The sequence below is a fragment of the Bergeriella denitrificans NBRC 102155 genome (assembly GCF_001592185.1).
GTDB classification, from domain to species: Bacteria; Pseudomonadota; Gammaproteobacteria; order Burkholderiales; family Neisseriaceae; genus Neisseria; species Neisseria denitrificans.
Window position 1 is genome coordinate 1 of sequence record NZ_BCWL01000129.1, and the last position, 6,300, is coordinate 6,300.

Sequence of the window (6,300 nt, forward strand, 5' to 3'; positions counted from 1 at the left end):
TCCCATTCTTATTTTATTCGACTATACAAAAAAAGCCGTCTGAATATTTCAGACGGCTTTTGCTATCAACTGCTTACGCGGCTTCAGTCTTCATAGTCCGATACCGGCGGGCAGGTGCAGATCAGGTTGCGGTCGCCATATACGTCGTCCACGCGTTTGACGCTCGGCCAGAATTTGTGTTCGCGCACATACGGCAGCGGGAAAACGGCTTCTTCGCGGCTGTAAGGATGCGTCCACTCTTTGGTGAGGTCGTCGGCGGTGTGCGGGGCGTTTACCAGCGGGTTGTCGTCTTTCGGCCATACGCCGTCCTGCACGTTCTTCACTTCCTTGCGGATGGCTTTCAGCGCGGCGATAAAGCGGTCGAGCTCGGCTTTGCTTTCCGATTCGGTCGGCTCGATCATCAGCGTGCCGGCCACGGGGAAGGACACGGTCGGGGCGTGGAAGCCGTAGTCCATCAGGCGTTTGGCGATGTCGGTTTCGGTGATGCCGCTCTCGGCTTTGAGCGGACGCAGATCGACGATGCATTCGTGCGCCACGCGGCCGTTTTTGCCGGTGTAGAGAATCGGGTAATCCTGGCTCAGGGCTTTGGCAACGTAGTTGGCGTTGAGCAGAGCCCATTCGGTGGCCTGCTGCATACCTTGTTTGCCCATCATGGTGATGTACATCCAGGTAATCGGCAGGATGCCTGCGGAGCCGAATGGTGCGGCGGACACAGCGCTCATTTCGGGGCTGATGCCGTCCACCGGGGAAACGCTGTGGCTCGGGGCAAACGGGGCGAGGTGGGCTTTAAGGCCGATGGGACCCATGCCGGGGCCGCCGCCACCGTGCGGGATGCAGAAGGTTTTGTGCAGGTTCATGTGCAATACGTCGGCACCGACTTCGGCCGGCTGCATGATGCCGATTTGGGCATTCATGTTGGCGCCATCCATATATACTTGACCGCCGTTGTCGTGAACGATTTGGCAGATGTCGCGGATGCCTTCTTCGTACACGCCGTGGGTGGACGGATAGGTAATCATCAGCGCGCCCAGCGTGTCTTTGTGCTGCTCGGCTTTGGCTTTCAAATCGGCAACATCAACGTTGCCGAATTCGTCGGTTTTCACAACCACGACTTTCATGCCCAGCATGGCAGCGGTGGCGGGGTTGGTGCCGTGCGCCGATTGCGGAATCAGGCACACGTCGCGGCCGGCTTCGCCGTTGGCTTCATGATAGCGGCGGATGGACAGCAGGCCGGTGTATTCGCCTTGCGCGCCGGAGTTCGGCTGCATACAGATGGCGTCGAAACCGGTGATGGCTTTGAGCTGCTGCTCCAGGCCGGCCAGCAGGTCGAGATAGCCGCGGACTTGGTTGCGCGGGGCAAACGGGTGGATGTTGCTGAATTCGGGCCAGGTAATCGGCAGCATTTCGCTGGTGGCGTTCAGCTTCATGGTGCAGGAGCCGAGCGAAATCATGCTGCGGTTCATCGCCAAATCGCGGTCTTCCAGCTTTTTCAGGTAGCGCAGCATTTCGTGTTCGGTGTGGTAGCGGTTGAACACTTCGTGCGTCAGAATCGCGTCTTTACGCAACAGGGTCTTTTTCAGACGGCTGTCGACATCGGCTTCCAGCAGCACGCTGGATTGGCCGGTAAAGAATGCGTACAGCACCGACAGCTCGCCGCGCTCGGATTCTTCGTGGAAGGCCACAGCCAATACGGTGTCGTTGACGCGGCGCAGGTTGTAGCCCCAGGATGCGGCCAGCTCGAACACTTGGTCGGCGCGCGCTTTGTCTTTCAAATCAACGGCGACGGTATCGAAGAAGGTGTCGTGCACCAATTCCAGGCCGGCTTTTTCCACCAGATTACCGAATGCGGATGCCAACACATGGATGCGCTCGGCGATGGTTTTCAGGCCTTGCGGGCCGTGGTAAACGGCGTACATACCGGCCAGGTTGGCCAGCAGGGCTTGGGCGGTACAGATGTTGGACGTGGCTTTTTCGCGGCGGATGTGCTGCTCGCGGGTAGAGAGCGCCATACGCAGCGCAGGCTTGCCGGATGCGTCTTTGGATACGCCGATGATGCGGCCGGGGGCGGAGCGTTTGAATTCGTCTTTAAACGCGAAGTAAGCCGCGTGCGGGCCGCCGAACGCCATCGGAATACCGAAGCGCTGCGTGCTGCCCAAAGCGATGTCGGCGCCGATTTCGCCCGGCGATTTCAGCAGCACCAGGCTCATGATGTCGGCGGCTACGGCCACAATCGTGCCTTTTTCTTTCAGCTTGCTGATGCGCGGTTTGAGGTCGATAACATCGCCGTCTTTACCCACATATTGCAGCAGCGCGCCGAAGTATTCACCTTTGGGGGCTTTCTTCACATCGCCGACCACCAGCTCGAAGCCGAAGTATTTGGCGCGGGTTTTCATTACGTCCAAAGTTTGCGGCAAAACGCGCTCGTCCACAAAGAATTTGTCGGATTTCACTTTGCCGACGCGCTTGGCCATCGCCATGGCTTCGGCGGCGGCGGTGGCTTCGTCCAGCAGCGATGCGCCGGCCACCTGCAGGCCGGTCAGGTCGATGGTCATCTGTTGGAAGTTCAGCAGCGCTTCCAAGCGGCCTTGCGCGATTTCGGCCTGATACGGGGTGTAGGCGGTGTACCAGCCCGGATTTTCCAGCACGTTACGCAAAATCACGTTCGGCATGCGGGTCGGGTAATAGCCCAAGCCGATGTAGGACTTGGCAACCAGATTTTGGGCGGCCATGCTTTTCAGCTTCGCCAGAGATTCCGCTTCGTTTACCGCTTTGGGCAGGTCGAGTTCACCGGGCATACGAATGCTTTTCGGCACGGTTTTCGAGATAAAACCCGCCATGCTTTTCTCGCCCAGGGCTTTGAGCAGAGCCGCTTCGTCGCCGAAAGAAATATGGCGCTTCGCAAACTCGTCGGGGTTAAACAAGTCGTGTAATTTCATTGTTTTTCCTTTTGCATTGAGTCGGGCCGTCTGAAAACGCGTCCCGTTCGGTAATCTTCAAAATGTTACTGGCAAGCAATATTCATGCCATTTTACACCGTTTTCATCTTTTTCAGCACCACCAGCAAGGCCAGCGCCTGCACGGCCAGCAAAACCGCCGCCACGCCCGGCCACGCCGCACCCGCATAAGCCAGCCCGCACAGCCACGCACCGAGCGTGCCGCCGCTGTAATAAGCCATGTAATACAAACCCGAAGCGAGCGATCGGCCTTGTTTGACGTGGGCGGAAATGTAATTAATCGTTGCCGCTTGGGTGACAAACACGCCCGACGACACCAACACCAGCCCGGCAATAATCGCCGCTATCGGCGCAAACAGGGTCATCAGCACGCCCGCCATCGACAGACACACTGCCAAGACTATGGTTTTCACGCTGCCGAAACGCGCCATCAGCCGCGCCGACAGCGGGGTAATCACCATGCCGATCAGGTACACCGCAAAAATATCGGCCAACTCACTGCTGCCCATACGGTAAGGCGCATCGGCCAAATGCAGGTTGATGTAGGTAAAGCAGCCGACCAGCGAACACAATACGCACATGCCCAAAAGCGACGCCGACACCACATAGCGGTTGTGCAGATGTGATTTCAGCGTGGCAAAGGCCGTCTGAAAATCGGGCTTGGCGGTAAAACGCCGCGATTTCGGCAGCTGCGTCCACACAAACAGCGCACACGCCAAACTCAACGCCGCCATCACCGCAAACGCGCCGCGCCAGCCCGCCCATTCGCTCAAATAGCCGAGCAGGAAGCGGCCGAGAAAACCGCCCAGCACCGTTCCCGACACATACACCGCCATCAGCCGCGCCACTTGCCCTGCTTCAAATTCCTCACCGATATAGGCAATCAGCACCACCGTAATGCCCGGCACCGCCAAGCCCTGCAGAAAACGCAGCGCAATCATTTGGTGGATGTCGGCCGAAAAAGCCAGCAGCGCCGTCGGCAGCGACAGATAAAGCAGCGACGCGACAATAAAAATTTTGCGGCCGAAGGCATCCGAAAGCATGCCCATAAACGGCGACATCAAGGCCACGCCCAACACCGTGGCGCCGACCGCCAATCCCGCCTGCACTTCCGTCGCCCGCAAATCCGCCATCAATACCGGCAACACCGCCTGCACCGAATAGACCTGAAGAAAGGCCGACATACCGATGATAAAAACCGCTGCTTTCAGAAAAATGGCGAGTTTCATGGCATTTTCCGTCCGGCTGTGTACTCGGGCGCGTTATCAGGCATGGCATTTCCGATAAGAAACTTCCTTGCCCTGCTCGGCACGAACCGCCTGATTCTGCGGTTTATCCGCCGCCTTTAATTCATAAATAAACAGACGGCAGTATCCGCCGACGACGCGGTAATCGATTTCGTAATCCTTACCGGCTTTCGGCGTAAATTCTCCGGCTATATTGCACGAAACCGTCGCGCTTTCGCCGGCAAACAGGCTGCTGCCCTTGACTACTGCAGGTTTGCCTGCGGTCACAACCTGCTCTCTAAAGACATCCGTTTCAAAATAGCTGGAACGGTCGGCCGTCCGCAAGCTGCGCTCTGTTGCGGGCATACCGACGCTGATGTTTTTCAGGGTGCGCTTAGGCAATCCGTTGTGCATATTTTGTCGGGAAAACGGATTTTTACTCACTTTGCCCGGTTTGGCTTTAACGTCTCCGCATTGCGTGTCGTTCAACACAAAAGTCGTCCTGTTGCCGTTGGGCAGATAAACCCGCACCCGCGCTTCCGTTCTCTGGTCGTAGTCCACCTTTTTGTTGACCACCACAGCCCTTGCCGAACACCCTGCAACCGCGATACCCGCCAGGAAAATGACCAGCCATTTTTTCATTTACAGCTCCTCTTTTATGACTATTGTTATTCTAAAAATATCTATGGCTATTGTTATTCTAAAAATATCTATGGCTATTGTTATTCTAAAAAATACCGTCTTATCAAATCAGAATGGCACAAAGCATTCACGGTATATCATACTGATTTTCATCATTATTTTGTTTTTCACACGAACAGCGGCCATACCCTACTTTTTCAGACGGCCTCTGCAATCCGCGCCCGCACCGGGCAATCCGCATCATGCGCGCCGTCGAGATAGCCGGTGCTCATCAGAAATTCCCCGACAATCTCGCCGCCGACAAATTTAAACTGTTTTTTAAACAGCTTCACCCACGCGGCTTTGTCTTGCGGGTGGTGGCTGTCGAGCCAGTTTTTAAACGAACCGTATTCTTGTTGAATAGCCAAAATCTGCTGCGCGTTATAAATCGCCGCATTGATTTTCAAACGGTTGCGCACAATACCCGCATCCGCCAGCAAACGCGCACGGTCTTCATCATCAAACGCGGCAACGGCGGCAATGTCGAAGCCCTTAAAGGCCGTCTGAAACGCCGCCTGTTTCTTCAAAATAATCGTCCAACTCAAGCCCGCCTGATTGATTTCCAACACCAGCCGTTCGAATAATTCGTTGTCATCGTGTACGGGGAAACCGTACACATGGTCGTGGTAGTGCCTGTTGGGGTTATCGGTATCGTCGGGCAGCGCGGCGACGAATTGGCAGTAGGAGGTCATAAAATTCCTAAGACAAAACAAACTCAACGGCAGCCTGTGCATGGATTTGTGCGCTGTCGAATACGGGCAGCGGGCTGTTTTCCGCGTCCACAAGCAGCCCGATTTCGGTACAGCCGAGAATCACGCCCTCCGCGCCGGCCGCTTTCAAGTCTTCAATCACGCGGTAATAATAGTCACGCGACGAAGGCTCGATACGGTTGCGGCAGAGTTCTTCAAAAATAATGCGGTGGATTTCGCTTTGCGCTTTTTCAGACGGCACCAGCACATCCACACCCTGCTCTTCCATGCGCTGCGTATAAAACCCGTCGCTCATGGTAAATGCCGTACCCAGCAGGCCGACTTTTGCCAAGCCCTGACGCTTCACGGCATCCGCAGTGGCATCCACCACATGAAGCAGCGGAATATCGACGGCCGCTTCAATATCGGCGGCAACTTTGTGCATGGTATTGGTGGCCAACACCAAAGCCTGCGCGCCGATACTTTGCAATTTGGCGGCACTCTGAGCCAATACCGCGCCAGCGCCCGCCCAATCACCCGCACGCTGCATGGCGGCGATGGTTTCAAAATCCACACTGTGCATCACCATATCGGCGCTGCGGTTGCCGCCCAGACGCGCATTTACCTCCCGATTGATGGTTTGGTAATACAAAACCGTACTTTCCGGGCTCATGCCGCCGATAATGCCTATGGTCTTCATACTGCTTCTCCGTTTATATAATTTCTGCTACGGCGTTGGCTTGCCCGGCT

At 56.1% G+C, this 6,300-nt stretch carries 5 protein-coding genes; all 5 read right to left on the reverse strand.

Annotation, left to right across the window (positions count from 1 at the left end; translation table 11 throughout):
* Positions 1-83: 83 nt before the first annotated feature.
* The 5 genes from gcvP to BDE01S_RS07440 all read right to left on the reverse strand — a co-directional run bounded on the left by gcvP (position 84) and on the right by BDE01S_RS07440 (position 6,250).
* On the reverse strand, positions 84-2,936 hold the full coding sequence (gcvP, locus tag BDE01S_RS07420) for an aminomethyl-transferring glycine dehydrogenase (protein ID WP_066079551.1): 2,853 nt from the start codon (positions 2,934-2,936) through the stop codon (positions 84-86).
* A gap of 92 nt (positions 2,937-3,028) precedes the next feature.
* Positions 3,029-4,183 (reverse strand): MFS transporter, encoded by a 1,155-nt coding sequence (locus BDE01S_RS07425; protein WP_066079554.1) that lies wholly within the window; start codon positions 4,181-4,183, stop codon positions 3,029-3,031.
* A gap of 36 nt (positions 4,184-4,219) precedes the next feature.
* Positions 4,220-4,822 carry a hypothetical protein gene (locus BDE01S_RS07430; protein WP_066079557.1) on the reverse strand — a complete coding sequence of 201 codons (603 nt, stop codon included), beginning with the start codon at positions 4,820-4,822 and terminating at the stop codon, positions 4,220-4,222.
* 197 nt (positions 4,823-5,019) lie between these two features.
* Entirely contained in the window at positions 5,020-5,553 is a 534-nt protein-coding gene (locus BDE01S_RS07435; RefSeq protein WP_066079560.1) for a DNA-3-methyladenine glycosylase I, read from the reverse strand.
* 7 nt (positions 5,554-5,560) lie between these two features.
* A complete protein-coding gene (locus BDE01S_RS07440) occupies positions 5,561-6,250 on the reverse strand; it encodes an aspartate/glutamate racemase family protein (protein WP_066079563.1) in 690 nt (229 codons plus the stop codon).
* Positions 6,251-6,300 lie beyond the last annotated feature (50 nt).

Bases quoted from the DNA above. Each gene is read 5' to 3' on its own strand.
- gcvP (WP_066079551.1), bottom strand. From the start codon at position 2,936: ATGAAATTACACGACTTGTTTAACCCCGACGAGTTTGCGAAGCGCCAT.
- BDE01S_RS07425 (WP_066079554.1), bottom strand. From the start codon at position 4,183: ATGAAACTCGCCATTTTTCTGAAAGCAGCGGTTTTTATCATCGGTATG.
- BDE01S_RS07430 (WP_066079557.1), bottom strand. From the start codon at position 4,822: ATGAAAAAATGGCTGGTCATTTTCCTGGCGGGTATCGCGGTTGCAGGG.
- BDE01S_RS07435 (WP_066079560.1), bottom strand. From the start codon at position 5,553: ATGACCTCCTACTGCCAATTCGTCGCCGCGCTGCCCGACGATACCGAT.
- BDE01S_RS07440 (WP_066079563.1), bottom strand. From the start codon at position 6,250: ATGAAGACCATAGGCATTATCGGCGGCATGAGCCCGGAAAGTACGGTT.